General features: G+C 35.0%; 28 protein-coding genes. 3 read left to right on the top strand and 25 right to left on the bottom strand.

Annotated features, from left to right (window positions below; genetic code table 11):
* Positions 1-5: 5 nt before the first annotated feature.
* From hrcA to T479_RS14710, 9 genes are all read right to left on the bottom strand, one after another.
* The gene (hrcA, locus tag T479_RS14670; protein WP_024363052.1) at positions 6-1,034 is read right to left on the bottom strand and encodes a heat-inducible transcriptional repressor HrcA; all 1,029 of its coding nucleotides are present in this window, start codon (positions 1,032-1,034) and stop codon (positions 6-8) included.
* Positions 1,035-1,123: 89 nt separating this feature from the next.
* Complete coding sequence (gene hemW / locus T479_RS14675) at positions 1,124-2,269, bottom strand: radical SAM family heme chaperone HemW (protein ID WP_024363053.1); 1,146 nt, start codon at positions 2,267-2,269, stop codon at positions 1,124-1,126.
* Positions 2,270-2,631: 362 nt separating this feature from the next.
* Positions 2,632-3,801, bottom strand: a complete 1,170-nt coding sequence (gene chrA, locus T479_RS14680; protein WP_227665362.1) for a chromate efflux transporter — start codon at positions 3,799-3,801, stop codon at positions 2,632-2,634.
* Positions 3,802-3,890: 89 nt separating this feature from the next.
* Complete coding sequence (locus tag T479_RS14685; RefSeq protein ID WP_025220036.1) at positions 3,891-4,748, bottom strand: DUF4179 domain-containing protein; 858 nt, start codon at positions 4,746-4,748, stop codon at positions 3,891-3,893.
* Between the two features lie 193 nt (positions 4,749-4,941).
* The gene (locus tag T479_RS14690) at positions 4,942-5,874 is read right to left on the bottom strand and encodes an SDR family NAD(P)-dependent oxidoreductase (protein ID WP_025220037.1); all 933 of its coding nucleotides are present in this window, start codon (positions 5,872-5,874) and stop codon (positions 4,942-4,944) included.
* An 86-nt stretch (positions 5,875-5,960) separates the two neighbouring features.
* A complete protein-coding gene (locus T479_RS14695) occupies positions 5,961-6,530 on the bottom strand; it encodes a TetR/AcrR family transcriptional regulator (protein WP_025220038.1) in 570 nt (189 codons plus the stop codon).
* A gap of 220 nt (positions 6,531-6,750) precedes the next feature.
* Positions 6,751-7,176 carry a GatB/YqeY domain-containing protein gene (locus tag T479_RS14700; protein WP_025220039.1) on the bottom strand — a complete coding sequence of 142 codons (426 nt, stop codon included), beginning with the start codon at positions 7,174-7,176 and terminating at the stop codon, positions 6,751-6,753.
* A gap of 65 nt (positions 7,177-7,241) precedes the next feature.
* Positions 7,242-7,646, bottom strand: a complete 405-nt coding sequence (locus T479_RS14705; protein WP_052599507.1) for a hypothetical protein — start codon at positions 7,644-7,646, stop codon at positions 7,242-7,244.
* A 147-nt stretch (positions 7,647-7,793) separates the two neighbouring features.
* Positions 7,794-8,855 (bottom strand): DUF1835 domain-containing protein, encoded by a 1,062-nt coding sequence (locus T479_RS14710; protein WP_227665363.1) that lies wholly within the window; start codon positions 8,853-8,855, stop codon positions 7,794-7,796.
* 260 nt (positions 8,856-9,115) lie between these two features.
* Here T479_RS14710 and T479_RS14715 point away from each other — a divergent pair, with 260 nt between their 5' ends.
* The gene (locus tag T479_RS14715) at positions 9,116-10,111 is read left to right on the top strand and encodes a PLP-dependent cysteine synthase family protein (protein WP_038509812.1); all 996 of its coding nucleotides are present in this window, start codon (positions 9,116-9,118) and stop codon (positions 10,109-10,111) included.
* Positions 10,112-10,134: 23 nt separating this feature from the next.
* Here T479_RS14715 and T479_RS14720 read toward each other — a convergent pair whose 3' ends face one another.
* From T479_RS14720 to T479_RS14765, 10 genes are all read right to left on the bottom strand, one after another.
* On the bottom strand, positions 10,135-10,830 hold the full coding sequence (locus tag T479_RS14720) for a toxoflavin lyase-like VOC family protein (RefSeq protein ID WP_025220042.1): 696 nt from the start codon (positions 10,828-10,830) through the stop codon (positions 10,135-10,137).
* Between the two features lie 114 nt (positions 10,831-10,944).
* Positions 10,945-11,283: a cupin domain-containing protein gene (locus T479_RS14725; protein ID WP_025220043.1), complete on the bottom strand. Its 339-nt coding sequence runs from the start codon at positions 11,281-11,283 to the stop codon at positions 10,945-10,947.
* Between the two features lie 85 nt (positions 11,284-11,368).
* Complete coding sequence (locus T479_RS14730) at positions 11,369-11,572, bottom strand: hypothetical protein (RefSeq protein ID WP_025220044.1); 204 nt, start codon at positions 11,570-11,572, stop codon at positions 11,369-11,371.
* A 12-nt stretch (positions 11,573-11,584) separates the two neighbouring features.
* Positions 11,585-12,073 carry a tetratricopeptide repeat protein gene (locus tag T479_RS14735; RefSeq protein WP_025220045.1) on the bottom strand — a complete coding sequence of 163 codons (489 nt, stop codon included), beginning with the start codon at positions 12,071-12,073 and terminating at the stop codon, positions 11,585-11,587.
* A gap of 60 nt (positions 12,074-12,133) precedes the next feature.
* Positions 12,134-12,787, bottom strand: a complete 654-nt coding sequence (locus T479_RS14740; protein WP_025220046.1) for an SMI1/KNR4 family protein — start codon at positions 12,785-12,787, stop codon at positions 12,134-12,136.
* A 170-nt stretch (positions 12,788-12,957) separates the two neighbouring features.
* Positions 12,958-13,155: a hypothetical protein gene (locus tag T479_RS14745; RefSeq protein ID WP_025220047.1), complete on the bottom strand. Its 198-nt coding sequence runs from the start codon at positions 13,153-13,155 to the stop codon at positions 12,958-12,960.
* A gap of 214 nt (positions 13,156-13,369) precedes the next feature.
* Positions 13,370-14,263, bottom strand: coding sequence for a S8 family peptidase (locus T479_RS14750; protein WP_025220048.1), 894 nt, complete (start codon positions 14,261-14,263; stop codon positions 13,370-13,372).
* A 45-nt stretch (positions 14,264-14,308) separates the two neighbouring features.
* The gene (locus T479_RS14755) at positions 14,309-14,719 is read right to left on the bottom strand and encodes a hypothetical protein (RefSeq protein WP_025220049.1); all 411 of its coding nucleotides are present in this window, start codon (positions 14,717-14,719) and stop codon (positions 14,309-14,311) included.
* 784 nt (positions 14,720-15,503) lie between these two features.
* A complete protein-coding gene (locus T479_RS14760) occupies positions 15,504-16,127 on the bottom strand; it encodes a DUF2306 domain-containing protein (protein WP_025220050.1) in 624 nt (207 codons plus the stop codon).
* A gap of 277 nt (positions 16,128-16,404) precedes the next feature.
* Complete coding sequence (locus T479_RS14765) at positions 16,405-16,938, bottom strand: DUF6143 family protein (RefSeq protein WP_025220051.1); 534 nt, start codon at positions 16,936-16,938, stop codon at positions 16,405-16,407.
* Positions 16,939-17,166: 228 nt separating this feature from the next.
* Here T479_RS14765 and T479_RS14770 point away from each other — a divergent pair, with 228 nt between their 5' ends.
* Positions 17,167-17,790 (top strand): hypothetical protein, encoded by a 624-nt coding sequence (locus tag T479_RS14770; RefSeq protein WP_025220052.1) that lies wholly within the window; start codon positions 17,167-17,169, stop codon positions 17,788-17,790.
* 167 nt (positions 17,791-17,957) lie between these two features.
* Here the strand turns inward: T479_RS14770 and T479_RS14775 are convergent, their stop codons facing one another.
* On the bottom strand, positions 17,958-18,686 hold the full coding sequence (locus T479_RS14775) for a coiled-coil domain-containing protein (protein ID WP_024363070.1): 729 nt from the start codon (positions 18,684-18,686) through the stop codon (positions 17,958-17,960).
* Positions 18,687-18,846: 160 nt separating this feature from the next.
* On the bottom strand, positions 18,847-19,218 hold the full coding sequence (locus T479_RS14780) for a winged helix-turn-helix transcriptional regulator (RefSeq protein WP_025220053.1): 372 nt from the start codon (positions 19,216-19,218) through the stop codon (positions 18,847-18,849).
* Positions 19,219-19,347: 129 nt separating this feature from the next.
* Here T479_RS14780 and T479_RS14785 point away from each other — a divergent pair, with 129 nt between their 5' ends.
* Positions 19,348-19,974 (top strand): nitroreductase family protein, encoded by a 627-nt coding sequence (locus T479_RS14785; RefSeq protein WP_025220054.1) that lies wholly within the window; start codon positions 19,348-19,350, stop codon positions 19,972-19,974.
* 460 nt (positions 19,975-20,434) lie between these two features.
* Here the strand turns inward: T479_RS14785 and T479_RS14790 are convergent, their stop codons facing one another.
* The 4 genes from T479_RS14790 to lepA form a co-directional block, all read right to left on the bottom strand.
* Entirely contained in the window at positions 20,435-21,181 is a 747-nt protein-coding gene (locus T479_RS14790) for a hypothetical protein (protein ID WP_025220055.1), read from the bottom strand.
* Positions 21,182-22,439: 1,258 nt separating this feature from the next.
* On the bottom strand, positions 22,440-22,628 hold the full coding sequence (locus T479_RS14800) for a hypothetical protein (protein WP_025220057.1): 189 nt from the start codon (positions 22,626-22,628) through the stop codon (positions 22,440-22,442).
* 21 nt (positions 22,629-22,649) lie between these two features.
* On the bottom strand, positions 22,650-23,057 hold the full coding sequence (locus T479_RS14805; RefSeq protein WP_025220058.1) for a hypothetical protein: 408 nt from the start codon (positions 23,055-23,057) through the stop codon (positions 22,650-22,652).
* Positions 23,058-23,370: 313 nt separating this feature from the next.
* The gene (gene lepA / locus T479_RS14810; protein ID WP_025220059.1) at positions 23,371-25,197 is read right to left on the bottom strand and encodes a translation elongation factor 4; all 1,827 of its coding nucleotides are present in this window, start codon (positions 25,195-25,197) and stop codon (positions 23,371-23,373) included.
* Positions 25,198-25,411: the final 214 nt, after the last annotated feature.

Raw genomic sequence — 25,411 nt, forward strand, 5'->3', positions numbered from 1 at the left:
CATTATCATTCACTACGATTCTTCGTAAAGGCTTGAGATAAGTCCATGCGCATTACTTCAAGCAAAGCAACAACACGCTTGTAATCCATACGCGTTGGACCAATAATTGCAATGGCCCCCTGTTGATCCTCACCTATTGAATAAGTCGTCGTGATGACACTACAGTTTTCCATTTCTAACTGCTGATTTTCCGAGCCTATACGAATATGAATACCCGATTCGTTCGGATGGAAAAGCGACTGCACTTGGCTAGTCGTTTCCATTAAGTCCAAAATCATTCGGACTTTATTTAAATCGTGGAATTCCGGTTGGTTGAACATATTTGTTTTACCACCATAGAAAATTTTACTTTCCGAATTTTGCATCGTAGCTGAAACGAGCGAATGGATAAAATCATCCGCCGATCGAACATGTTGCTGCAAGATAGCCAGAATTTCAATTTCCAGCTTTTTATGGATTTCATCTAACGAAACACCGACTAAGCGCTCATTTAAAATGTTCACCATTTTTTCTAGTTCAGCAGCGGTAAAATTAGGTGGTAAACTAAACATGCGGTTCTCAACATGTCCGTTATTCGTTACGATAATCGCTACTGCCGCGTCGCTTGAGAGTGGCACGATAGAAAAACGCTTTACTCGATGTCTTTGGACATCTGGTCCTAAAAGAATCGATGTATACGATGTCAGCTCAGATAAAATATTCGCTGATTTTCGGATAATGTGCTCTACTTCTACTAGACGTTCGTTGAAAATCGATTGAATTTGCTGAATATCCCGTGAATTAATGCCCTGTGGATTCAACAAATGATCTACATAAAATCTATACCCCTTTTCCGAAGGCACTCGACCAGAGGACGTATGGGTTTTTTCTAAGAACCCTAATTCCTCTAAATCCGCCATTTCGTTTCTAATAGTGGCTGGACTAAATGTAATCTCTTGTTTTTTTGAGATTTGGCGAGAACCTACCGGCTGTGCAGACATAATGAAATCGTCTACGATTACTTGCAATATCTGTAATTGCCGATTTGTTAGCATGATCATCACCTCTGTTAGCACTCAACTAAGAGGAGTGCTAATACTATTATTAAGTTATCAAATCCCACATTTTATGTCAACGATATCGCTCAATCTTCTAGCAAAAATTGTTGAAAAACTTCATTCCCGACAAATCGTCCCTTGCGTGTAAGCCGAATGCCTACAGCATCGTGTGCCAAAAGCCCTTCTGATACTAGCTTATCAATGACATGTCCATAACGGTCCATCATTGACTCATTAAATCTTTCTTCATATATATTGTGTGTAATTCCATCCGTTTTACGCAGCCCTAAAAACATTTGTTCTTCGCGTTGTTCTGTTGCTGTTACAACATGCTCCTGCATGATAGGTAAGTCCCCCGCATTTACAGCATCCATATATTTTTTTAAAGGACCATAATTTGAATAACGCGTGCCATTCATATAGCCGTGTGCACCTGCGCCAAAACCAGCATATTCATCATTTTCCCAATAAATTTTATTGTGCGTTGAAGTAAAGCCTGCTTTCGCAAAATTGCTGATTTCATATTGCATATAACCATGCAATTTCATTTCTTGCATTAGCACTTCATACATATCCGCTTCTAAATCTTCCGTTGGTAAGCTCAGTTTCCCTTTCGCATATTGATTATAAAAAATTGTTTTTGGTTCTACGATAAGAGAGTAAGCTGAGAAATGTGGTAGCTCAAGCGCAAACGCTTTATCTAGTGAATCTTTCCATTGCGCCATCGTTTGACCAGGCAAACCATACATTAAATCGATGCTTATATTTTGGAAACCGACCTTTTTAGCGAGTGCAATTGTATCGTAGACGTGCGTATTGCTATGTGTGCGACCAATTTTTTTCAATAATTCTTGGTTAAATGATTGAACGCCCATACTTAAACGATTGACGCCTCCATCAAACAAGGCATTCATTTTCGCCTCTGATAATTCATCTGGATTCGCCTCTGATGTAAATTCTGTCACACGATCCATTGGGATATACGTGCGAATCATGTTGAGCAATCTCGTCAATTGTTCTGGAGATAAAGCAGTCGGTGTTCCACCGCCAAGAAATATCGTTTCAATTTGTTGAAAATGTTGCGGATATTTTTCCGTAGCAAGCGCCATCTCCTTGCCAAGTGATTCTATATATTCATCCACAGGTTGATTTTTAAAGTAAAATTTGTTGAAATCGCAATAATTGCAAATTTGATGACAAAAAGGAATATGAATGTAAACACCTCGTGCCATAGCTATCCCTTCTTTCTTGTTGAGTTTTTCCATTTCTTCATTATAAACAAACGAAATAAAGAACGCTATGAATCCATCCAGATATTTAAAAGAACTGTAAAAACATTGTTTTATAAAAGTAAACTCTCATAACGTCTTTGCAAAAATTAAAAAGCAAAAACTAGTATCAAGATACGTACGCAATATATTTTATATAGAAGATAGAACATGACAATTCAGCTAACATGATGACACACCGCTCGCGGAACCTACCTTTAGAATGGAAAAGTTTCATTTGCTTCTACAATAAGGAACACTTTATCCAAAAAAAAAATCAAAACTACCATCATTATGTGTAGTTTTGATTTTTTTATTGTTTGCTCTTAATAACATAGCAATCCCACTATTATGCCAAGCACGACCAGTATATAAGGCGGGACTGCCCAGCGCAAGGATAGCAACAAAAATATAGCGGCTAAAAGAATATCTAATCCACTTAGAATTGTTTGGGTCACAATTGGATGGATAAAAGCACTAGCTAAAATCCCAACAACCGCAGCATTAGCACCAGCCATTGCACCTTTTAAAGCCACATGCCTGCTCATAGTGAGCCAAAAAGGCATTGCCCCAACAATTAAAAGAAATGCAGGTAGGAAAATTGCAATCGTTGCAACCACTGCTCCTGGCACGCCAGCAATGACCATCCCAATATAAGAAGCAAATGTGAACAATGGACCTGGAACTGCCTGTGTAAGACCATAGCCTGCTATAAAGTCAGATGCGCTCATTAAGCCACTTTGCACAAACTGCGTTTCGAGTAACGGTAATACTACATGGCCGCCACCAAATACGAGGGCACCTGCTAGATAACATTTTTCTATAATTGTTAATAAGTCATCTTTTACAAATGAATTAGCTATTGGTAATGCAATCATTAACATAGCAAATAATGCTAATAGTAAACCACCTGTTGTTTTAGATATAGGTAAGTTTTTTTGCGCGGTATCATCTACACCGTTCGTTTGCTTAAACAGCCGTGCACCTATTAAAGCTGCCAATGAGATGACAGTAACTTGTGCAAATGGATTTCCCCAAAATTGGAGCGTTAAAAGCGCCAAAATTGCTATTATCAAGTGCACTACGCTAGGAATTAACTTTTTGGACATATCCCAAATGGCTTGTGCCACGATGGCAACAGCAACCAATTTCAAGCCTTGAATCCATCCCATATCTATCTCTAGATGCGAGTAAAAATAGGCAAATAGAGTTAATAGTAATACAGATGGTAACGTAAAGCCAAGAAAGGAGGCTAAGCTTCCCAACAGTCCACCACGTAGTAAACCAATGCCCATTCCTACCTGACTGGATGCAGGCCCAGGGAGAAATTGACTAAGTGCCACTAAGTTACTGTACTCTTTATCTGATAACCATTTTCTTTTTTGCACGTATTCAATTTGAAAAAAACCTAAATGCGCTGTTGGACCCCCAAAAGATGTACAGCCTAATTTAAAGGAAATAAGAAAAATCTCTAACAACTTTGGCAAACTGTTCACTACTTTCCATGTGATATACAATCATATTACACGGAGAATGTCTTATAATAGATTAAGATATTGTAAAATTTACTTAAAGCATCGAATATTCATTTCTCGCGTATTTTGATAGCTGGGCCACTTTTAACATCACTTGCAGTAACAGGAATCAGTTTATATGTCTTATCTGTTAGATAGCGTGCATCGAAGCGAATCCCCCACTTTGTATGTTCTTCATTTAATGTATAAGAAGAATCTTGACGCCATGTTTTGCCTGATTGCGATACAATATTAAAATTTAACGATTCATTTGTAGTTTCTTGTGTCTCAACGTATACTGTAGTTGAAATCGGTGTAGATACAACTTTTTCTACCTTAATTTCCTGACCATCACTAAGCTTAATGGTTTTATTAACCGCAATTACTTTTCGATCCGCTTGCAGTTGCTTTTGAGATGCTTCTACCTTAAATGCCCAAGGCTCGGGAATGGGCTTTTCCCAATTCCAATCGTTATAGAGGATATTCAGCTGCAACAGTTCATCTTGAGGTAAATCACGCATTTTAACACTGCTATATATTGTATAAGTATTTTCTGATTGGGCAATGGTCTGACCACCATTTCGAACGGTATAATTTTGACCGTTCACGAGTACTTGCGGAAAGAAAAAAATTTGATAGTCGAAATTTACATCTTTCGCCGGTTCAAAAGTTGCATTTAACAATAGTTGATTATCATCAACCATCACCTCGTTTAAAGTCAATCTCCCAAAATCATTTTCTGTCGATTGACCAACAAGTGTTTTATAAGCTGCAAAATCCGACTGATTATCATTAAAAATAGAAGAGACAACGCGGCTACCTACCATTAATAAACCGACAACAAATAAAATACTTACTACAACGATCACCCATTTACGTTTTCCTTTTTTTTCGGGATACACTTCATGCACATGCGATTCAATTGACAAACAAACACCCCCAATCCCTTTAATCTATCAACGAGTACTTCCCTATGATTCATTGTAATAACGAGCTAGGCATTATATAACTAAATAAGTGCCAGTCACTCACACAATTTAATAAAAATCCACGTAGATTTCTGCGAACTACTTTGTACCCGCAGAAACCGAAGTGAATTGTTATACTTTAGGAAAACTGATTTTATCCCCTCTTCTTCAACCATAGCAACGTTTGTTGTAAGCCTTCCTGATAACTAGTCTGTGGCAACGTGCCAATCACGCTTTCATACTTTGCCCCGCTCAAAATAACAGGCTCCTCTGTTAAATACATCATCTCCTTCATTTCCTTCATAAACGGAGAAAAGATTGCTAACATACCAATCATTGCGTTGGAAACCGTTCGTACTTTCTTTTTATAACCCGTAATATCTCGAATTATCTCCAATAATTGTTCTCCTGTAATAGGATGCACAGCCGGCACATTCCAATTCTGATTATATGTGTCTGAGCGCAATGCCAATTCAACGATTGCTTTAGCTCCATCGACTGTATAGAGGAATTCTCTAGCCACTTGCATATGCCCAACGAAGTTTGCCTTTTTATTACTAATAACACTTTTTAATGTTTCATTTAGAATTGTATTTTCTGCATTGGGGCCATATAAATCAGGCATATGGACGATTAATGAAGGCACACTACTAGCCTTCAATTTATTTTCCATTGCTAATCGTATCTTCCCCTTTTTCGTATGAGGTTCTTTAATTGCCTCCTCTGTTACAATAGAAGATTGCCTACCATATGCGTAGATATTGTCCACTAGTGCAATTTTTGCTTGTTGCGTTTGTGCGACATTGATAATTGAATGGATACACTGAATATGTTTTTCTTCCCATTCTTGATAAGGGAAACTAATTGCATGAAACATAACATCAATCCCAACAGATGCCTTCCTTACATGCTCTTCATTAAAGACATCTCCAGGAAAAATCGACACATTCGAGTAACTTTCAAAAAGCGCTTGCAACTTCTCTTTCCCCCTAGCGAAAGCCACAACTTGTATGCCTCTAGCCGCTAATTCACTCACTATCGCAAAACCTATTCCACCTGAAGCACCCATGACTAATGCTTTTTTCATCATCTATTCCTCCTTTTAATTAACCACTGGTCAATAGATGTTAAAAGAAAACTCTAGATTCACTTTCACATCTAGAGCAACATTATTTAAGCCAATGCTTTAACGAGAAATTTAGCATGGACATCTACCGCCTCTTGCGCTTCATCATAGTTCATCACATAATGGTGATAATGTGAAACAAAACCGTGTAATGCAAGAAATGTTGAATGAATATCCGAAATGAACAATGTTTTTGCTGATAAAGCTTGAACCGATTGCGCAAATTTTTCATAGCTAAGATTAGCAGCCTCTTGCGATAATCCATCGATATGAAGATCTTTCGTCATAAACATCAATTCATATTGACTTTGATAGTTTAATCCAAATTTCATAAAGCCAACAAAGACATCGTAAAGTTTGTTTTGATGGTCTCCAGTTCCATTTACAATGTCATCTAACATTTGATTTAATTCAGTAAAATACTCACCTATAATGCAATAAAATAATTCCGCTTTATTTTTAAAATGATAGTAAATTGCTCCATGACTACAGCCAAGTTCTTTCGCGATACTACGCATGGAAACTTGGTGAAAACCCTTTTCAATAAACTGTTTATGAGCTTCGTCAACAATCATCTTGAGTGTCAATTCTTGTGCTGATGGTTTACGTGGCGACATGGAATCCTCCTTCAACTGACCAGTGGTTAATTAATAGTATAGAATGTTTTCATTTATTTGGCAAACCTTAATTTTAATAGAAATCATTTTACGGTTCCTCTTCTAAACATTGTATTAAGCAAAACCTCTATTTTCTGACAGTGATTAAATGGTGCAATCTTGCACAGACAATAAATAAAGGATGCCAACACTACTTCGTCAGCGATCCTTCAATTTATTATTAAATTAAACTTTTTACTACTTTAGATATAACGGCACCTTCTGCTTGACCAGATAATAATGGTTTTGCAATCTTCATCGCTTCACCCATATTCATACCTTTACTAACGCCTGCTGCTAGTAATTTTTCAGCAATTTCCGCTTCGCTTAATTGCTTAGGAAGGAAGGATTTTAATAACACTAATTTTGCTTCTTCTTTTTCGATTAAATCTGCACGGCCAGCATTTTGCGCGCCTTCTAATGCCTGATTCGTTTGTTTTACTTCACGATTAATAATGGCAATCTCCTCTGGTTGAGTTAGAGGTTCACCTTTTTCTTTCTCTGCTAAATCTAATGCTGATTTAACTAGTGTTAGCACACCTTTTGCTAAGACATCCTTTTCCTTCATTGCTGTTTTTAGTTGTTCAAATACTGCTGTTTTTAACATCCAACTCACTCCTCTATCATTGCTAATTGTCAATGATTATTGCACATTGTGACGACCAAAACAAATTATTTTGCTTTCTTCAACATTTCCACATCGGCCTTTGTTTCTAATATGTCAAGTGTTAACACGTTCATCTTTGCATCTACTTTATCTATTTTTGCACTAAGATTTTGTTCTACTGAATCTAGTTTCGTTTCTAGCGAATTTAGTCTTGTTTCAACCGATCCTAATCTTATTTCTAGTGAATCTAGTCTCGTTTCAACCGACCCTAATCTTATTTCTAGTGAATCTAGTCTCGTTTCAACCGACCCTAGTCTTGTTTCTAATGAATCTAGTCTCGTTTCAACTGAATGTAGTCTTTTGTCTAGCGCTTTGATTTGTTGTTGAATCTCTGTTTTCACGCCCTGCACTTGTGTAGAGAGCTCCAAAATAGCTTGAAGAATTGCATTTTGATTGATTTCAGGATTCATAATCGACTTCCTTTCTTCAAATTTATCTATTCGTTATTTATTCACTCGTTATGTTCACTGATAAATATTGCTAATCGACTAGAGTTATTCAAACTCTACTATACTATTCTATCTATGCTTTTTAATGAAGTCAAAACATCAAAAATTTCAATTTGTCAAGAATTCGTCTTGCAATTTCACTTCATAAAATCGCATTGCCTTCAAATCTCCTTGATACGAAAAAACCCCCTGCTTGATTAATGTTCGTAAGCGATACTCAATCCACTCGTCTCCTGTAAATTGTTGCATATGTCCATATACTTCACCTATTAAACGTGCCGCTTTCTTAAACGTTACGGTACCCTCTTCTTGATACATCCGCTTGGCACATTCAATAATAAAATCATCATCTCGATTTTCATGTAGGCTATGTAATAGCCCATCACATGTCCATGTTCGTAACAGATGGACTTTATCTGCTAATAAGCTTTTACCTTCCTTCATTAAAGCTTCTCTTGCATCATTTTTTAGTTCATCCATAGCAAACTGTTCATAAAAATACAGGAGGTTTTCTTCATTCAATTCTCCTGAAGTTCGTGGATAATCCGCTATTTGTGGATGCATCTCATTTTCATGAAAAGCCTTATACGTATCAATGACTCGCACTGCATTCACTTTGCCTTCTAGCATGGCTAGTACAAGTCGTAATCCTGTTTGTTCATGTGCATTTTGGCATGTCCAAATAACGATTTTTTGATGTGGTAAAATATTGTTTATTTTCTCTATAGCAGTTTGCATACATTGTCGATAATGATTACGTTCAGCCTCGTCCATATTGTATCGCTTGTTGAACCATCCAAGTCTCGCTTCTATTCCCGAAGCTTGATGTATATCTTTTACTGGCCCAATCGATAAATTATCTGGCCAAACAATAATATCCTCTGTCTTTTGATATTCTGACGTTCTAAATGCTGCTTTTAGACTTCCGGCTGGCGAATCACCAAAAACAATATGTATTGTCTGCGCTTTATCCATTTGTTCCTTATCTTCTGTCATATGTAGGAGTATTTGCTGCATGTCCTCTCTCGACTTTCCATTTAATAGAGATATGAAAAGCATTGACTTTGCTTCCGCTTCACTTAGTTGATTGATTCTTTCTTTTAATCGGTTAACATCTTCCAACATTCCATTCAAATCCTCTCCACCATTCATTTTTCTAGTTACTATCATAACAGCATTCCCATTTCTCTTATCATAGCGCAATTCATGTTTTTCTAAAATGTTCAACAACGCAAATAATTGACCTTACCCTCCACTTCTCTTTAAAACAACTAAAACTTTAAATTTAACTAAACTGATTACTTTTTTCTATTAATCGAACCATTCTTTCTATCAGAAAATGTATTGCTCAGAAGGATTTATCATGCTAAGATGCCAATAATTCCTACAAAACTAATTTGTTAAGTAGGTAAAACAAAGGGGATGATGATATGGGTCAAATTATTGCCAATACCATAAAGCAGTCGATAATCGATTTAATAGGGCATACACCACTATTAGCATTAAATCAGTACACGAAAGAACTACAACTTGAAGCGGAAATTATTGCGAAGCTAGAATATTTTAATCCTGCGAATAGTGTAAAAGATCGTATTGCTAAAGCGATGATTGAGGATGCTGAAGCACGTGGAGTTTTAACAAAGGACAAAACGATTATTGAAACAACAAGTGGGAATACTGGTATTGGGCTTGCAGCTATCGCAGCAGCAAAGGGCTATAAGTTACGTATCTACATGCAAGATGGTGTAAGCGAAGAACGAACAAAGGTTGTGAAAGCATATGGAACCGAGGTTGTGCCATTTTCCGATGTACCAGAGATGGTAGCGGCATTTGAAGAAACTGATGGCGATTTTGTTGAAACCATTAAAGTATTTAGAGAAACTGTCGTTGATAAGGATGAAAATGTCGTCTTTCTAAATCAACTGGATAATGAAGCCAATCCTAACATTCACGAACGCACTACTGGGCCAGAAATTTGGGAGGACACAGCAGGACAAATTGATATTTTTGTTGCTGCAATAGGTACAGGAGGCACCATTAGTGGTGTAGGTGCTTATTTAAAATCCAAAAATCCAGCCATACAAATTATAGGCGTAGAACCCGCTATTAATTCTATTGCTACAGTTGAACAGCCTGATATTATTGAAATTACAGGTGTGCATCGCTTTTCAGATGCACAGGAAGCGCGCGTTCCGTCTAATGTTCATCTTGATCGGATTGATGAAGTGTTAGAAGTAGAAACAGATGAGGCCTATAAAGCTGCTCGCACTGTAGCGCAAACAGATGGTGTTTTAGTAGGTACATCCTCTGGTGCGGCATTGTTTGTTGCAACAACTCTTGCTAAACGTCCCGAAAACAAAGGAAAACGTATAGTCGTACTCTTTCCAGATACAGGATTGCGCTATTTATCTACCGATTTATTTTAACGATAAAACGAAGGATAGCCTTGTTATCTATCCTTCGTTTGTTCTGAAATAGCAAAATTGCCTTTAGCTGTCATAGATATCACAATCTCTTTATTTACCTCTATTTGAATAGGGCTGATAATCGCTTTACGCGTAGAGAAATACCAAAGACGTTCACTTGGACCAATTAATAGATGGGCACCCTCTTCGTAATTTCCCATAAAGGTTAGCGCATCTGGGCGAATATCTTCTCCCTTTAATGGCGTTATATCATATTCCTTTAAACGGTCTACGACGTCTGCAATCGCATCTGTGGTTAAATTTATTTCTGCTATATTCAGTATATGTTGAATAGAAAATGTATCGGCATTAACGCTCGGATTGATTTGCTGCCGTGCTATCAACTCTACTACATTGTTCTCAGCATCATAAAAATAGCATGAATAGGCATCGTTTGTTTTAAAATACACTTCATCGACTCCGTCCAAACTTAATACGTCTACACGCTCTTTTGCCCATTTTTTCGCTAACTGAAATAAATTACTAGGGATATTGAAGGCGAAATGATATTGCTTTGCAACAGAAGCCTCTACTTTTTCGAATCGAACTTTGCTCTCCCCAGCAGCTATGTCAAAAAAATGGGTCCCCTCATCTAATAATTCAAATCCTAATAAGGTACAGTAAAATTCCCTCATTTTATGTAAATCATACGCATAAAGTTTTATTTTAAAGATTTTCATAAATCACTCATCCCCTTAGCTTCTGATACCATTTACTGTACTAAATAACAGATGAATGTTCCTCATGCAAAAGAATGAAGATTTAGAAAACATACTTTAGGTTCCTATATAACCTTATATCGGCGTACGATCTCCTCTATTATTTGGCTGTGAAACAACTAAAAATTCCACATCCTCCTGTGAATCATTGCGCATTTGGTGTGGTTGAAATGGTGGTACTTCAACCCCTTCATGAGGCAATAATATAATCCGATCTTCGCCTATTTCCATTGTTGCTATACCTGATAGCACGAAAAAGAATTGTTGTGCTTGATGGTGGTAATGACAAACTTCCGTTGTATTGGCAGGCATCCGTTCATGAATAATACTTAATTCATTATTTTTAACTAAATGCCAGCCATCACATTGTTTACCCCAAATGTAATGCTCCGCATGTTCTTTACTAATTTTCAACTAAAACAACTCCCTGTTCAAATAGGCCATCTATTCTAATTTCCCTTTTAGAATCGGCCATTCTGGTTTGCGTGAATTTGGACTGCTATTGTACTTTTATTTTTTCAACAGTGGCAACATACATCGATTCTTTTTGTATTTTAATGTACTGATACTTGGTTTCCTTGCAGTACCCTTCACTCTTCAAATACTTTTTTAGTTGCGATTTTTTAACAAAAACTTTTTCTGCTTCTTCATATTCTTGGTCATCTGTTTTTTTGGTAATAGCCATCATATAAAACTTCGTCACATTATTCCCCCTTTATTGCCATACTTTATCTAATTGATGTGCATAAAAATGAATCGCATTTTTATAACTAAGTATTTCCGCATCTCTTGTCGTATGTAGCAAGCATTCTAGTAAAAGCTCCATCGCCTTACTATGCTCGTCTAGATTATATAAAGTCATGGCATAAAAGACTTGTAATGCTTTATTAGTCGGAAATAAGTCGATTCCTTTTAAAAACGTCGATTGTGCTTTTTTATACTGTCCTAACGTTCTATATGTACTACCAAGCCCTATAAACGCACCCTCTAACTCTTTGCCTGATAGCCCTTGCTGAATTGCTTTTTCATAGTATGGTACCGCTTGAGACTCTTCTCCTAAAACATCAAAGCTCCAAGCACATTGATAGTTCACAAACGCATCATTTGGGTATTGTTCTACCATTTTTAACAACAAGTGATTTGATTCTTTCTTCTTTTCCTCATTACGTAATTGGATTGCCCTTGCAAGTTGTTGTTCGTACAATGTTATTAGCTCCTTTTAAACAATATGACACTTTTCTTAAGCCCCGTCATACATCCCAAATTAAATTGTTAATTTCATTAAACTTCTAAATCGTTTTGCATTTTGACTGTCTGGTAAAAGACCACTTCTAGCATTCGATGTAAATGCTAGCCACTGCCAATCTTCACCACCAACAAATGCTAACCTAGACCATTTTTCCAGAAAATCAATAAAGTTGTCCGCTAATTTATAGCCATGTCCTTCCCCATCATCATGACTTAAATAAACAATAGAAGCATCAGCATTGTTATCAACGATATCAAATGCAATGTAGTCTCCATTGCCGACCTCGTAAAAAGCAAATGTTTGATGCCATACTTTATCGTAGTCATGTTGTGGATTTGAAAAAACTTCCTTAATCCACGCATTTTTATCATTATTTATCTCGTTCAATAATTCTAAATCCCAGTGAAGCATTCCGCTAAAGATTCCGTCCAGTTCACCCTCCAATTGGTAATCATCTAGAAAACCCCAACGGAAGTAAAATGCTGATGAAAACTCCACAAGCACTTTTTTAAAACTTTCAGGAATTTGGAAACCTAATTGGTTCTCACAGTGCGCAATTTGTTGTAGCGTCGCAGGGGCACCAATATCTACTGTTGATACTTCTCCACCAATCGCAACTATTCGCTCCACTATATTCTGAACTCTCTGCTCAAATATACGATAATCCATGGCAATCCCCTCTCTCCTACAACCAAAATGTGTTACTTTCTTATTCTTTTATCATAATACACATACGGTATTTCGTCAGTTATATTTTTCCATTATTTCAGGATTCGTTGCACAATAAAAAATGACCAAGGTCACATCGTTTGCTTACTTGGTCATCTTATACCCGTATATTAACACGTTGTCTTTTTACACTTTTTAATTTGATAGACGACGCCAATAATTACATTTGCAACAAAAAGAAAATTAAATGGATTAAAAACTATCCACATTACATTGGCTTCTAAAGCAAGTTGTAATAGAATCCATAAAATCCAAATAACAATTTGACTTAATATCATTGGTATACTAAACCAATCTCTTATTTCCATATATCAACATCCTATTAATCTAGATCACGACTCTCTTTTCGACTTTTTGTATTCTTTATAACTCAAATAAATGGAAATAATTATTAAAATAGCCATAAAAAAGTTAATGGTAGATTTGGCATCTGAAGATATAGATAAATATGATGCACTACAACTTATGACGGCTGCTATTATTGCTAAATAATATGGTCTTATTTCCATATAACTAGCCCCCTTACCAAGTACTGATTTTCATCAATGCTTGTAAATACGTTAATTCTTCATTATTAATAGACTTTAATAACGATATAATCGTATCATCAGTTAACGCTACATTTTTCGAAAAGGCATAATCTTTTAATAGTGCAATATAGCCTGATATTAAGGCTGTTGCCTGCGATGTACCAGTAGTTTTAATTATAGTCCCATCGGAATGGATTGTTGATATCTCGTGACCAGGTGCGTTAATCGTTGTTTTTTGCGAACCGCTTGTTAATTCAAGTACATTTCCTGAAGTATCTATCGCCCCAACTGAAATAACTTCATCTAAAATTGCAGGATACATCAATTCAGTATTTCCATAATCTCCTGAGGAAGCTACTACTGTAACACCTTTATTTACTGCTAATTTTATCGTTTCCGTAATATCTTTATCTTCAAAATGGCTAGCCATACTTAAATTAATAATAGAAGCATCTTTTTGGATAGCCAATTCAATTGCATTCTTGATAATTGTTGGTGCAACTGAATCATCCCCATTCATTACTTTAATGACGATTATTTGTGCATCTGGACTTATACCTTCTAAAATGCCATCAATCCCTTTAATTATGGAGTACATCATAGTACCATGACCATTTGTATCTTCGATAGATTGATCAACTAAAGATTTTTCAAATTTTAGATTTTCACTGTATAGAGGATTTATACCACTATCAATGATAGCAATTATTTGGGACCCACCTGTAGAAAGTTTATGAAGCTCTTTATAATCTAGCCAATCAAATTCCCAAGTTGTAGCATCTGCACTATTATTTTCATAATCAGACGAAAATACGGTATAGATTGTCAAGGATAATCCAGCAAATATAAAAATCATCCAAATTAATTTAGTTAAAAAACTTTTCAATAAAAGCACCTACTTTATAGCTGTTTATTAATTTAATAAATACTATTATTGAGGCTCGATATTAAAAACTAAAACCCAGTATAAATCTGCTCTAATTCCTCTATTTGTATTTCCATTGTGATATTCTACTCGATTAGCTAACTGGTTAGTCCATAAAGCAGTAATACCATTAATAGTGGCAGGTATTACACCAAGTTTGCCAAAAACGACACTAGCAAGTGCCAGACCCATAGATACAGATGCAGCATCTCTTAAATCATAAACCCATTGCCTAGCTGCTGAAGTACTCATATAACGTCGTTTGCCCCACCAAAAAGTTTCATCGTAAGTAGATCCGCCCTGAATATAAAAATTGTGATCAGTAGAATCAATCATCGCACCATTGTCTAAAACTTTTAGTTCACCTTTTTCAATCTGTGAATTTAAGTTATTGAAATGTGCTTCTAAATCTTCCATTAATGAAGCTTTAGTAATGATTTTATTGCTACCTTGTTGTCTGGCTAATTCATTTAATAGATTAATATCTTGGTTATTTAAATTATGAACTATTTTATCTTCGTCTAAAATAGTTATGCCATGAGGTGAAATTTCTAGATTTGCTTCTATAACAGTTATGATATTTTCTAAACTCTCTTTATATTCTTTTTCATCTACCCCATTTACATATGCCTTTGCATTAAAAGGTACTAGTCCAAAAAATAATGTTAAAACTGTAAAAATATAATTATTTTTTTCATTTTCATCTCTCCTAAAATTTTATTTTTAGTATAAAAAAAAAAGAGTTACCTGATTGATATGAAATTTATTTATTATCCAAAAGTGCGAAAAAACACATAGAATATTTATATGTTATAGAACTTTTGTAACATCAGACTTAACTTTTATTTGAAGTATTCTTTGTTTATCCAAAACACTACGATACCTCACCCTATTAAATAAATGATGTCAATTTGAAAAGTAATATTATATAATATCAACAGCGTATAACTATAGCTAAACTATCCCCGAGTTAACAATAATTTATCATTGATAATGATTCTCACACAATAGTCAAATTACTTTATTTTTCAAGAAAATTTAGACATTTTTTTAATAATAATTTTAGGATTACATAAAAAAATATCATCTTTCCGATGGCTTTTATTTTTCTTTTTTTAAATTCTACCCTCCCAATTTGGCAGCCTTTTTGATACGAATAGACAATAAAAACCACCCTAAATAGAGTGGCATTTATCCTAACCTATTTAACTATTGTGCTTCTTTCTTGAAGTATCCGCCCAATAATCCACTGCGCAACTATAAGATTTGGCACCCAACATAACCACGAAATAATAGGATAACTAATCATAAAATTTTCTAATCCAAATAATGGTAGCCAGATTCTTAAAGTTACTGCAGCAAAAGTTAATGAATAATTGCGTATCATCCATTTTTGGTGTTCATAAACATTATGTTTTTTAATTTTCGTAACCGCTTGATAGCCGGTAATGATCCAGAAAATAGCTAACAAACTAAAACCGAGCTGTGACACAAATCCCCCTGTAGCATAAAACGCTAAATAAAGACCTGCAATACTGCCGAATAAAATGCCTATCACATAGACCTTCCCTGCTATACGATGACGCTTCCTATTTTTTTCTCTAAACTTTGAAGATAGCGTAAAGGGTCCTATTACTAAAGCCACTATACTAAATACAATATGGATATAAAGCAAGGTATACCAAAGCGAATCCAATGTATCCATAAACATCAGTTTCATGCGAACAAAGCCTGCCTGATGGGCATCCATTATTAAATATTGAACTATGGAGTATCCAGCTATTCCAATAGCTAAGCAACTAAATATTAACGTAATTTTTTTCATTTTACAGTCCCCTAAAAAATGATTTATCAAAATATATCATGCTACATTCTTAATGTAACACGCCATTTTAGAAGATTTGTAATTCATACAGTAAGTGGTAACTTAATGTGTATAAGAGGTTTTAAATTGTGACTATCATTGCATTTAGCTATTGTAAAATAAAGTAATCTCCCCATAAAAAATATTCAATACATATAATATAGTCAACAATTAACGATGAACGCTGGTATTACCCAATCGAATGTACACAAGCGAATCTTCTTTGGCGGAGATATATTTATTTCTTAATCTTTTTTTCAAACCAGCCAAATGCCACTTCTGCCTCGATATATTCATCATTGGGTGAAACTAAAAAAATAACAAATGACTCTCCTGATGGAAAAATAAATTTTCCATCTTCATCACTTGCCAATGTACTTTGTGGTGGTACAATGCGTTTAAATGCATTTACGCCCTGTTTTGGAAATCCACTTACAAGTTCAGCAAACTCAATTTTCACTTCGGGCTTTGGAAGTGGCGAAATGGCCTGATTTGCAGATGTTACGTTTTTAGAAATCATCGCATTTCCAGGAGGTATTGCATTAAACCAAATTTCAGCAACAAATGGTTGATTCGAATGATTTGTAATGGTAAACGCATTTACATATAAATCTACATTTGAATAATGCGGATTACTTAAGCTTCCCCAGGCATTTTTCCCTTTCCCTAAACAAATCGGTTCCGTTTGACCAACAAAATATCGTCCTTGTATGGATTGATATAATGGGTTAGGAATATTAACAGCCTTAATAAAACGGTCATGATTTTTCATAAATACACACCACTCCTTTTTACACTGTATGTAGAGCGAATAAAAATGTGTATTCGAAAATTAAACTAATGCAGCCTAATTTATTTATCTAGTAACTATATTTCATAATTTTTCACTCGCAATATATAGGTGATAATTTATAAGAAATAAAATGAATAGCTATATTGTATGTAAATACAGCCTTTCCTTCTAACTTTTGAATAAGTTAGCGTAAGGAGGTGATAAAGCTTGAGTGAGAATAAAACTAGAAATACGAACACTGAAATCAATCAATTTTATAAAGCTGTGGAAGATTTAAATGATGCAGCTGGTGCATTTTTCCGCATTCCTGTTTTTTTTAGCCATCAAAACCTTTTTACTTTAGGTTCAGCACAACCACCACTATCTGATGAGCAACGATTTATTATTCGGATGTTTAACGAAATTAAACAGGTGCTTCTTTTCCCAAGAACCATTCCGAATACAGACCAATATCCCAATACTACAATAGAGAATGTCCGGACAATAGTAAACTCTAGTTATGGAACAGCTGCGGCTCTATTAAAACCAACTCGGCGAACGGATCAACTTGAACCTTATTCGCCTTTCTTACAAATAGAACCATCCATGTCTCTACAACGCGGACTTCCTTTACTTCTTGTAAAACAAAGTACAATCAAAGCAGGTGGTATCTGGGGAGATGCAGGTCCACTTGCCCCTTATACCCCATTAATATGGTTTTCTGAAACGACAACTGTAGATGAATTTTTTGATAGTATAGCTTGGAAAGAAGCATTACAAAACTGGGCAGGGCAAGTACGAAGTGGTTATTTTATTCAAACAAACCCTGAATATAAATACACATGTGATTAATAGCTATTTTGCTACCATGCATATGGCTACGATCCTTTTGCCATGTCCATAATAATTAGATCACGCCCAAAAGCCCAGTCTCATAATTTTGAGAACTGGGCTTTTTTCAATCTTCACAATAACAGTTAATCTGTCAAATTTGCTCAATATGGTGATGGCTAGTTACTTTAACTGCCTTCTTCCGCTGTCAGTTTATCCTGTTGTTGTTTGGTTTTAGATTCTTTAAGCTCATCAATAAGAGTAGTTAAAGATGCTTCTTTATGTAAATCTTTATCTTCAGCATTTTGAAGGTGATCGGCTACTTTTTCTTGCACAGTTTGAATCCGATCCTCTAAATCTGAGAGTTTTTCATATTTTTTATCAATAAAAGTACCCCGGCTAGCATCTAACGCTACTTCACTCGCAAGACGATTTTGTTCGCGTCCTAATGAATTCCTCGACAATTCTAATGTTTCCATTTGTTCTAGTGAAACAGATTTGCCCAAAATATCCTCCAGTGAATTGGCAGGTTGTTCTTTCTTTATTTCTTGATCCTTTTGGTTTGTCGCTTTCTTTTGCTCTTCCATCTGCTGTTCAGCTATTTGGGCATCAATTTCAGCTATTTGTTTTTCAAAATCCTTTAGCTGTTCTTTAATAGACGATAAGTCGCCTCCGTTTTCTAACGTCCGTTCGCTTAAATCACTTTTCATTTGTTGAACGCTCTCACGTTGCTTCATTAAACTTTCAATCAGACTCGTTTTAGCTTGCTGACCTTTAAACAAATTTCGTGCTTGTTGCCCTATTGTTAATGTATCTTTACGAATTAGAGCATTTTGCTGAATCGTTTTAGGTCTATTGGAAGATACATTTGACACTTTAATGAAGTTCGTAGAATTACTATCATGCGTTATTTTCATATTTTACCACCTCATAATCTATATCGACAATTTTTTGGCATTTTAAATGAAATCTAGTTAAACCTAATATTGCCTCAATCTAGAAAAAACAGCTACTCACTTTTTAAATAAATGTTTGATTCATTATTTACAGTACCTGTAGAAGCAAGACAAGTTGCCATTACACGTTATTTTGAGCACCGCGGAACAAATCACAATCAATTTGTTGCTCTTTATCTAGACCTTTTATACCTGCATATGTATTTCCCCATTCACACATTGTGTTTAATACTGGTACAAAAGATTTTCCTAAATCCGTTAAGCTATATTCTACTTTTGGCGGTACTTCTTTAAATATTTCTCTTCGTACAAGGCCATCTCTTTCTAACTGTTTCAATTGATCTGTTAAAACTTTTTGTGTAATGCCAGGTATTAACTCATAAAACTCTTTTGTTCTTACTGATTTTTGACTTAAGAAAAAAAGAATTAAACATTTCCATTTACCACCTGCTATATTCATAAAAATATTAATTCCCGTATTATAGTTCACCATCTAGTTTCCTCCCAACGCTAAATAGGCACCTTTAAGTGGCTATACCACTTTAAAGTGCGTTATTTTCTTCTATATTATTGCTTACTATAATTAAAGCTGCAAGACAATAAAAATTTCGGAGCTGATAGCATGAGTGTAAAAAATATATTGGAAAAAAGACGTTCAGTTAGACATTATGATGCAAGTTATAAAATAAGTTCAGAACAAATAAGTTCATTAGTTGAAAGTGCAAGTAAGTCACCTAATGGAAATAATATCCAAGCTACACGATACTTAATTATTGATAATCTGGACTTAAGAAATTTAATACTACCTATAGCCTTTCATCAGCAACAAGTAATAGAAGCTTCAACTTTAATTGTCATGTTGGGTGATTATCAGGCATTTGACAAAGAGAATATTATCGACATACATGAGGAAGGCTTCCAAGCGGGGTATTACGATGAATCGCTAAGGGATTATCTAGCGGATGCTGCAATCAATTATTACAAACACCAATCCAAGGAAGATTTAAAGCTTGAATTAACTAGAGATGTAAGTCTTGCGTCCATGTCATTTATTTTATTAGCAAACGAAGCGGGTTTTGACACGATTACTATGTCAGGCTATGATTCTAAAAAATTAAAAGACATCTTGCATATTTCTGACAGGTATTTAGATGTAATGCTCATAGCTGTTGGGAAAGGTACGAAAGCCGGTCATAAAACAGTAAGACACGATGTAAATAAGATCATTTATAGAAACGAAATCAGTTAATGTTTTTGTAGTCTCCTGATTAACAAGAGGCAAAACAATATGTTTTTCATGGAAAAAAGCTCAGGCTCAAAATTAATTGAGTACCTGAGCTTTTTACATGGTTCTTGTTTACAACCTCTATTGATAAATCAGAATTACTTCGTATCGTCCATCTTCAGCACAGTCATAAATGCTTCCTATCGAAACGTTGTATTCAGGATGTATCTATTCGTATCCTTTTCCAACCGATAAACCTTTGCTGTATAAGGGTTTGTCGGTTGTTTTTCTTCGCTTATTTATTATCATTGGTGGGGATATGATGGGGAAAATAACAAAATGACCACCCATCACAGAGTGTCCTTTTATGGATTATTCAGCTAAGCACAAGACATCGATAATCAGCCTATTCGCATGTCCACAACCATAAAAAATAGCCCCCTTATCAAATAAAATAAGAGGGCTTTATATAATTCTTAATCTATCACTTATCTCCAACTGGCTTTAATAAATTCGCTGGAAGCCATGAACTTTTTGAGTCGGATTCACTAAATACTTCTAGATAACCATTAACTTCAGTACCTTGCGATTGAAAAACACTTCCCTTATCATACATTGTTTCAGATTTAGCTTCATCCAATGGTGTTCTTTTCCCACCTGCATCTTTTGTTAACTCAAAACGCTCTCCGGATTTACTATGTATAGTCTCAGCGATTTTAAGGTCTGTACCAGGATACTGATAACACGCCATCCAACTACCATCATCGCTTTGGCAATACTCCAGCAATTGTCCACTATTTGTATCCAAGAAAGAAATACCCCATCTACTTCTGAAATTAAATCCGTATGATCCTACCCTATAAATACCATCACGATTAATAATAATATAAGTTGGTTCGTTATAAAAAGAGGAACGAATTTTTATTGGTACTTCTTTGAAAACTACCAAATCCGTTGCTTGTACGCGGTATTGCCCCATTTGATAGAATATTTTGTTATCATATTTTTCAATATCATACGTTCTAAAGAAGTTATTTCGCTTTACCACTAAAGATTCAAACGTACCATCTGAATTTTTCTTGTATACCTTAATGTCTTTTTTAAAGGTCATTTTCCCTGTTTGCCCTTTTACAACTTCCGCTCCATCATGCATCACTTTCGCTTCTGATTTCGTTGGATTTACTACTGCAAATACGAATGCTGCTAGTAACACAATAAATAATTTTTTCATTATTCTCCTCCTACTCAGTTATAAAAACATAATTTCTTAGTATTATATACCAGTAACTTAATATTCTATCAACGGTTGTTAAAAACCCTACAAAAGTATAGTATTTTTCCAAAACATTATTTCTCCCATCTACCATTCTACCCAGTTCTCTTTTTATATCCATAGCAATTTTGAATAGCTAGCTTTAATGAAGTCAGGTGCACTTTGAAGCTGTGTATTGGCTGCTAAAGACTTTGAACATCACGTAATTAGCTGAAAAAATGGGAACTTTACAATCAAATTTGTCAAAAAATAAAAACGTGATAATTTCAGTGAAAAAGAATTATAAGAAGTAGCTGATATTGTAGGGATTAAGTTTGAAGCTCATTTTGTGTTAAAAGAAGGTACGAAGATATAAATAATCTGCGAAGGGCTAACATGTTTAAAAGTTGATTAGCAAAAAGAAGCAACAATTAAAGAAGCAAGCTAAAAAGTCAGTATATGAAGCAACTGGAATTAAGCCTATTAAGATGAAAAAGCCATTGATTAAGAAAAAGCGTAAACCATCTTTAAAACGAACAATTAATAAATTATTCTAAATAGATAACTAAATACGGCTATCTGTTTTTTTATCTGCACTTTTTATAATTATTTTCCTAAAATGTAAATACATAGGGAGTGGTTTACAAATGAAAAAATAGTATTTAGTGCAGCATTAGTATTAAGTCTTGGACTAGCAGGCTGTGGAGAGACAACTACAAAGGACGAATCAGCAAAAGAGGAAAAATCGGTTGCTGAAACATCGAATGATTCTAAACAAGAAACAGGAGGTGGTAAATTGATGAACAAGACTCAATTAGGGTTAGAATAATACAAAAAGGTAAATAACGGAAAAACTAGGTACTCAATTAAAATGAGCGCCTGGTTCTTTTTAAAATATTACGCAATGGCTCTTAAAAAATATGCCCAAGCTACATACTCGTCACCTGGTATAGGTGTAACTACTAGAGCTACTACAATTGCTGAGATAGCTAAAGTTTTTATAAATGGTATATTATCTGACCATTTTTGAGCATCAGGGCTATAGACCTTTATGTACTTTCTTTTTATAACTATGTATATGATATGGTTTACCAGTTGACGATTTCTGTTTATCAATTCTGAAACAGTAATTACTTCCTAAATCATATTCACAACTTTGAGAGTTAACATTTGAAGCCAAAGGTGTTATCTCTATAGGAGAACTAGTATATTCTTCATTTTTCTTTTTCAATAAGCTCTAAATATAACTCATATTCTTTTCACCGCTCAAGATTGATTGAATCTCTTCTGGTAAACTATTCAATACTTCTTGAGGAATATCCATTTTTTCTGTTTCAATTTCTGCTGCTTTTACTTTATTTGGAGATAAAGGAAGCATAGATATTGTAAGTACCAAAATCATTAATGTGGCTATTATCTTTTTCAAAATAAACGCTCCTTTTTTGCATTAGTCTTGATTTAAATGTAATAATTTTTGTAAAGGAATTTTGTCAAAGTCTAAGTTATATTTCTCCTGTAATAACGTCTTAAAAATATTTTCAACAATACCTGTATAAAATGTAACTACTACATCACAGTGTGCTAATGCAACATGGTCTGTAAGTTGTTTAGAAAATTGATCGATTGGTTCTATATGTTCTTTTTTGACAGGATGCTTAGAATAAACACTAACGGTAATCAAATTCCCCCTTAAATCATCTTCAAAAAAAATATCATTAGGAGATAGGTTTAAATCTTTTATTTCAGATGCTCGATTTTCATCAACTATAAATAATCGATAAACATCTTTACCAAACTTAACATCCCATACTTCCATGTCTTTAAATCTTAGTATTCTTTCAAAATAATCAATCATTCCCACACTCCTAATTTATTAAAAATTATTCAAATATTTTACATTAATGATTATAAGAGTTAATTACTCCGAGGTATATTAATACCTATCATTATTATATATTAATTTTCAATCAGAACTTCACGCCACTTTTTTGATTGATGTATAGAGTGTGTCTATTTTTATCTGACACCTTCCTTTTTGTATAATAAAAGCCCTCCACAATCATCTGTGGAAGGCTCATTTTAATAACGGTGGCAAATCGGTGGCATCCTCCACCCAAAGGATATAAAATTACTAATTAATAACCTCTATAAACGTTGTTATTTCAACGTTACTTCGTATCATCCATTTTCAATACAGCCATAAATGCTTCTTGTGGCACTTCGACTGAACCGACTTGTTTCATACGCTTTTTACCTTCTTTTTGTTTATCAAGAAGTTTACGTTTACGAGAAATATCCCCACCGTAACATTTTGCTAATACGTTTTTACGCATCGCTTTAATTGTCGAACGTGCGACAATTTTTTGACCGATTGCAGCTTGAATTGGTACTTCAAATTGTTGACGTGGAATTAATTCTTTAAGTTTTTCTACGATTACTTTTCCACGCTCGTAAGCAAAGTCACGGTGCACGATAAAGCTTAGTGCATCGACTTGCTCGGCATTTAATAGGATATCCATCTTCACTAGTTTTGACGGCTGATAACCGATTAGCTCATAATCAAATGATGCATAGCCTTTGGTATTTGATTTTAAATAATCGAAGAAGTCGTAGACAATTTCAGATAATGGCATTTCATAAATAATGCTGACACGTGACGTATCAATGTAATCCATCGTCATGAAATTACCACGTTTCAATTGGCAAAGCTCCATTACCGCACCAACATAATCATTCGGTACCATAATTGTCGCTTTCACATATGGTTCTTCAACACGGTCAATTTTTTGTGGGTCTGGCATAAAGGATGGGTTGTCGACTTTAATGGACGTACCATCTGTCATATAAACATCGTAAATTACCGAAGGTGCTGTTGTAATTAAATCAATGTTAAATTCACGTTCAATACGTTCTTGAATAATTTCCATATGAAGAAGCCCTAAGAAACCGCAACGGAAACCAAAACCAAGCGCTTGTGATGTTTCAGGTTCATATTGTAAGGCAGAGTCATTTAACTCTAATTTTTCTAATGCATCACGTAAATCGTTATACTTAGCTGTATCGATTGGATATAATCCACAGTATACCATTGGATTTAAACGGCGATAACCTGCTAATGCCTCTGCTGCTGGACGATTAGCAAATGTAACAGTATCTCCCACTCGCGTATCACCAACATTTTTAATAGATGCTGTTAAGTAACCAACATCTCCAACCGTTAATTCACTTTGTGGCACACTTTTCGGAGTATGTACGCCAACTTCAATAACATCAAATTCTGCACCTGTCGCCATCATACGTATTTTATCGCCAGGTTTAACCGTACCATTCATAATTCGAATGGAAATAATAACACCTTTATAGGCATCATATACAGAGTCAAAAATAAGTGCTTGTAATGGTGCTTCTGGATCGCCTGTTGGTGCGGGAACCTTTTCAACAATTTGTTCTAAAATATCTTCAATACCGATACCAGCCTTTGCGGAAGCTAATACCGCTTCTGAAGCATCTAAACCAATAACATCTTCAACTTCTTGACGCACACGTTCTGGATCTGCTGCTGGTAAGTCGATTTTATTGATAACTGGCAAAATTTCTAAATCGTTATCAAGTGCTAAGTAAACGTTAGCCAATGTTTGTGCTTCGATGCCTTGTGCTGCATCCACAACTAAAATAGCGCCCTCACAAGCAGCTAAACTACGTGATACCTCATATGTGAAATCGACGTGTCCTGGTGTGTCGATTAAATGGAACGTATACACTTCGCCATCTTTGGCTTCATATTTTAATTGGACTGCATTTAACTTAATTGTTATGCCTCGCTCACGCTCTAAATCCATTGAGTCGAGTAGCTGCGCTTTCATTTCACGGGATGTCAGTGATTTCGTTTGCTCTAAAATACGGTCAGCAAGCGTTGATTTCCCGTGGTCAATATGTGCAATAATAGAGAAATTTCGTATGTTCTCTTGTCTTTTTAATCGTGCTTCTCGGTTCATCTCTTCCACTCCTAATTAAACTATAATGAATTATACTATGAACCACATACAAACCACAACATTAGAACGGGATAAATGCTGTTAAATCAATGGTTACTCTTATTTATGCTTGTTATTTTCTGCAATTCAATGCATCAAAAAGCACCCAATTCAGGCAATCAGGCCCTAAAAGGTGCTTTTCAAACAGTACATAAAATATGACAAGTGTATGTAC

It is taken from the genome of Lysinibacillus sphaericus, assembly GCF_000600105.1.
GTDB lineage: Bacteria > Bacillota > Bacilli > Bacillales_A > Planococcaceae > Lysinibacillus > Lysinibacillus sphaericus.

Excerpts from the sequence above, each read along its gene's own strand:
- T479_RS14695 (WP_025220038.1), bottom strand. The coding sequence starts at position 6,530 with ATGTCGCCACGTAAACCATCAGCACAAGAATTGACACTCAAGATGATT.
- hrcA (WP_024363052.1), bottom strand. The coding sequence starts at position 1,034 with ATGCTAACAAATCGGCAATTACAGATATTGCAAGTAATCGTAGACGAT.
- T479_RS14745 (WP_025220047.1), bottom strand. The coding sequence starts at position 13,155 with ATGGAAATAAGAGATTGGTTTAGTATACCAATGATATTAAGTCAAATT.
- T479_RS14690 (WP_025220037.1), bottom strand. The coding sequence starts at position 5,874 with ATGAAAAAAGCATTAGTCATGGGTGCTTCAGGTGGAATAGGTTTTGCG.
- T479_RS14765 (WP_025220051.1), bottom strand. The coding sequence starts at position 16,938 with ATGAAAAATCATGACCGTTTTATTAAGGCTGTTAATATTCCTAACCCA.
- T479_RS14805 (WP_025220058.1), bottom strand. The coding sequence starts at position 23,057 with ATGATTGATTATTTTGAAAGAATACTAAGATTTAAAGACATGGAAGTA.
- T479_RS14700 (WP_025220039.1), bottom strand. The coding sequence starts at position 7,176 with ATGTTAAAAACAGCAGTATTTGAACAACTAAAAACAGCAATGAAGGAA.
- T479_RS14755 (WP_025220049.1), bottom strand. The coding sequence starts at position 14,719 with ATGGAAGATTTAGAAGCACATTTCAATAACTTAAATTCACAGATTGAA.
- lepA (WP_025220059.1), bottom strand. The coding sequence starts at position 25,197 with ATGAACCGAGAAGCACGATTAAAAAGACAAGAGAACATACGAAATTTC.
- T479_RS14780 (WP_025220053.1), bottom strand. The coding sequence starts at position 19,218 with ATGGTGAACTATAATACGGGAATTAATATTTTTATGAATATAGCAGGT.
- hemW (WP_024363053.1), bottom strand. The coding sequence starts at position 2,269 with ATGGCACGAGGTGTTTACATTCATATTCCTTTTTGTCATCAAATTTGC.
- T479_RS14790 (WP_025220055.1), bottom strand. The coding sequence starts at position 21,181 with ATGAAAAAATTATTTATTGTGTTACTAGCAGCATTCGTATTTGCAGTA.
- T479_RS14775 (WP_024363070.1), bottom strand. The coding sequence starts at position 18,686 with ATGAAAATAACGCATGATAGTAATTCTACGAACTTCATTAAAGTGTCA.
- T479_RS14720 (WP_025220042.1), bottom strand. The coding sequence starts at position 10,830 with ATGAAAATCTTTAAAATAAAACTTTATGCGTATGATTTACATAAAATG.
- T479_RS14785 (WP_025220054.1), top strand. The coding sequence starts at position 19,348 with ATGAGTGTAAAAAATATATTGGAAAAAAGACGTTCAGTTAGACATTAT.
- T479_RS14715 (WP_038509812.1), top strand. The coding sequence starts at position 9,116 with ATGGGTCAAATTATTGCCAATACCATAAAGCAGTCGATAATCGATTTA.
- T479_RS14705 (WP_052599507.1), bottom strand. The coding sequence starts at position 7,646 with ATGAATCCTGAAATCAATCAAAATGCAATTCTTCAAGCTATTTTGGAG.
- T479_RS14760 (WP_025220050.1), bottom strand. The coding sequence starts at position 16,127 with ATGAAAAAAATTACGTTAATATTTAGTTGCTTAGCTATTGGAATAGCT.
- T479_RS14710 (WP_227665363.1), bottom strand. The coding sequence starts at position 8,855 with ATGATAGTAACTAGAAAAATGAATGGTGGAGAGGATTTGAATGGAATG.
- T479_RS14740 (WP_025220046.1), bottom strand. The coding sequence starts at position 12,787 with ATGGATTATCGTATATTTGAGCAGAGAGTTCAGAATATAGTGGAGCGA.